Raw genomic sequence first — 2,849 nt, 5'->3', positions numbered from 1 at the left:
GCGCATCAAGATCGTGGCCGACGGTTCCATCCAGGGCTTTACAGCGCGCCTGCGTTGGCCCGGCTATTACAACGGGGCACCGCAAGGCCTGTGGTACACGGCGCCGGAGGCGGTGCGCGAGTGCTTTGAACTGGCGCTCAAAAATGGCGTGCAGGTGCACACCCACACCAACGGCGACGAGGCCACCGACATGGTGCTGGACTGCATGCAACAAGCGCTCAAGACCCAGCCCAGCCCCGATCACCGTTTCTTCCTGCAGCATTGCCAGCTGGCCGATGCGGCGCAATTCAGGCGCATCAAGGCCCTGAACATGGGCGTCAATCTGTTCTCCAACCACATCTACTATTGGGGTGAACAGCATGCCGCCGTGACGGTCGGGCCCGAGCGCGCCGAGCGCATGAACGCTTGCCGCACGGCGCTCAACACCGGCGTGCCGCTGGCGATCCATTCGGATGCCCCGATCACACCAATGGGGCCATTGTTCACCGCGTGGTGCGCGGTCAATCGGCTGTCGTCGACGGGCCGTGTCTTGGGCGAGTCCGAGTGCATCAGCGTGGCGCAGGCCTTGCACGCGATCACCCTCGGCGCTGCCTGGTCGCTGGGCCTGGACGGCGAAATCGGCTCCATCGAGTGCGGCAAACGCGCCGATTTTTGCGTGCTCGACGCCGACCCGCTGGAGGTGGCGCCGCAGGCCTTGAAGGACATCGGCATTTGGGGCACGGTGCTTGGGGGCAAGGTGTTCGAGGTCACCTCGGCGTGAGCATTCCCACCTTGATCATTGGCGGCTATCTGGGCGCTGGCAAAACCAGCCTGGTCAACCAGATGCTGCGCAGCGCCAACGGCCTGCGCATCGCCGTGCTGGTCAATGATTTTGGCGATCTCAACATCGACGCCGACCTGATCCAGGGGCAGGACGGCGATTTGCTCAGTCTGGCCGGTGGTTGTGTGTGCTGCAGTTTTGGCTCTGACCTGGTGGCCGCGCTGATGCAGATGGCCGCGCGCCAGCCGCGGGTGGACCTGGTCCTGATCGAAACCAGCGGCGTGGCCGTGCCCGGCGCCGTGGCCCGCAGCGTCCGCTTGGTGGCGGGCCTGCGGCTGCAAGCCATTGTGGGACTGCTGGACGCCGAGACCTGTCAGGCGCGGTCCCAGGACCGTTATGTGGGGGATTTGATTTTGCAGCAGTTGCACGAGGCCGATGTGTTGCTGCTCAACAAGGTCGATCTGGTGAGCGAAGCGGCCCTGGCCGCGTGCCTGCAGTGGCTGGCCAGCGTGCGCCCGACGGCCTGGGTCTGGCCCTGCCAGCAAGCCGATTTTTCGCTTGAATTTTTGTTGGAAGCCGCCCGCCCAATACCGGACCCTGTGGCGGACCCGGCGGCGGATGCGCTGGCCACGTTGGACCACTGGGGCGGCGGTGAGCGCTATCGCGTGCCGGGCGCCGGGCACGAGGCCGCCTTCGAGAGCGCGGCGTGGACATTGAGCGCCGCGCAGGATCCGCAGCAGCTGTGTCGAACCCTCGAAGGCCAGCCAAGCATTGTGCGCGCCAAAGGGTATTTCAAGGATGCGGCCGGTCGGCAGTGGCTGCTGCACAAGGTGGGCCAGCGCTGCGAGCTGCGTGAATCGAGCCTTGCCTTGGGCTCAGATGCGGTCGCAGGGCGTTTGGTCGTGATCGCGCTGCGCGGACAGAGGCCCCAGTTGATGTTGGCGTGAACACCCTCACGTGAAAAAACATCCTTCGGCCGCAGGGGCGGCCTCCTACAAAAACACCTGAGCCTTGAGTGGGAGCACGCCCTTGCGCGCGAATGCTTTGGCCGCAGGGGCGGCCTCCTACAAAACACCTGAGCCTTGTGTGGGAGCGCGCCCCTGCGCGCGAATGCTTTGGCCGCAGGGGCGACCTACAAAAACCCCGAACCGTATTGAGTGGGCGAATGCCCACTGACTTTCATCAGCCGGCCGCCAAGGCCGACACCCGCGCCACAAACGCCTGCGGCACCTTCGCCACTTTGCGGCTGGCGCGGTCGACGAACACGATGCCAATCTTGCCGCGCGCCACCTCGCGCCCCGTGTCCAGACATTCCATGCGGTACACCAGGTCAAAACCGTAGGGGTTGTAGTCTTGCGGCACCATGCTCACGCGCATGGTCTCACCATGAAAGCCCTCAGACTTGTATTGCGCCACCATGTCGCCCACCACGATGGGGTATCCGGCCACATCGCCCTCGATGTAGCCCAGCGATTTGAAGAACCGCACCCGAGCCTCCGACACCAGGGTCAGCAGTTGGGCGTTGTCGAGGTGCCCGCCCTGGTTGACGTGGCTGATGTAAATCTGAATGTCCGTGGCAAAAACAAATTGCTCGGGAAGGGAGAACTGGATGCGGGGCATGGGACGACTCAGGCGGCTTGAACAAAGCGCTATTGTCCCCTGTCGGCCACACCCTGCAAGGCTGCGCCCAAGGGCATCACGGTGTCAGCACCAGATCTTTCACCGTGGTGCTGCCTGCTGCACCCAGATCGAGCACAGGGTCTGTGCTTTGCGTGGTGTAGCCACTGGCCGTGCCCGTCAGGTTGTAGCGCCCGGCCAGCATGGTGTCGGTGCTGAAGGTCAAGGCACCGCCCGATGCGTAGGGCGCCTTGACGGCCGCGACCAGGGGCAAGCTCAGGCTGTAGTCGGCGGTCGTGGCATTCACACCGGTGGCCGCGACATCAAGCGTTTGGCCCGTGCTCAAGGACTGACGCGCCGACACGACCGCATCGGTCAACAGCACGTTGCTGCTGTTGCTGACCACGCCCGCCACACTGGCCATGCCCGACGGCGCAGGCAAGATGGGGCTGGTTGACGGGTTGAGCAATGT

Annotated in this window: 3 protein-coding genes and 1 pseudogene; 2 read left to right on the top strand and 2 right to left on the bottom strand. The window is 64.5% G+C overall.

Annotated features, from left to right (window positions below; genetic code table 11):
* Both RMP09_RS11835 and RMP09_RS11830 read left to right on the top strand, forming a co-directional pair.
* A partial coding sequence (locus tag RMP09_RS11835; protein WP_310566168.1) for an amidohydrolase occupies nucleotides 1–760 on the top strand: 760 nt, incomplete at its 5' end.
* Nucleotides 757–1,707 (top strand): GTP-binding protein, encoded by a 951-nt coding sequence (locus RMP09_RS11830; protein WP_310566197.1) that lies wholly within the window; start codon nucleotides 757–759, stop codon nucleotides 1,705–1,707. The genes RMP09_RS11835 and RMP09_RS11830, both read left to right, overlap by 4 nt.
* Nucleotides 1,708–1,942: 235 nt before the next feature.
* Here RMP09_RS11830 and RMP09_RS11825 read toward each other — a convergent pair whose 3' ends face one another.
* Both RMP09_RS11825 and RMP09_RS11820 read right to left on the bottom strand, forming a co-directional pair.
* Nucleotides 1,943–2,380, bottom strand: coding sequence for a thioesterase family protein (locus RMP09_RS11825; protein ID WP_310566167.1), 438 nt, complete (start codon nucleotides 2,378–2,380; stop codon nucleotides 1,943–1,945).
* A 76-nt stretch (nucleotides 2,381–2,456) separates the two neighbouring features.
* Nucleotides 2,457–2,849, bottom strand: a pseudogene (locus RMP09_RS11820) (hypothetical protein); the annotation flags it as partial.

The sequence above is a fragment of the Hydrogenophaga sp. genome, from assembly GCF_031426985.1.
Classification (GTDB): domain Bacteria; phylum Pseudomonadota; class Gammaproteobacteria; order Burkholderiales; family Burkholderiaceae_C; genus Hydrogenophaga.
The sequence above is the reverse complement of the archived record's forward strand: the minus strand, read 5'-3'. Positions and strand labels throughout refer to the sequence as shown.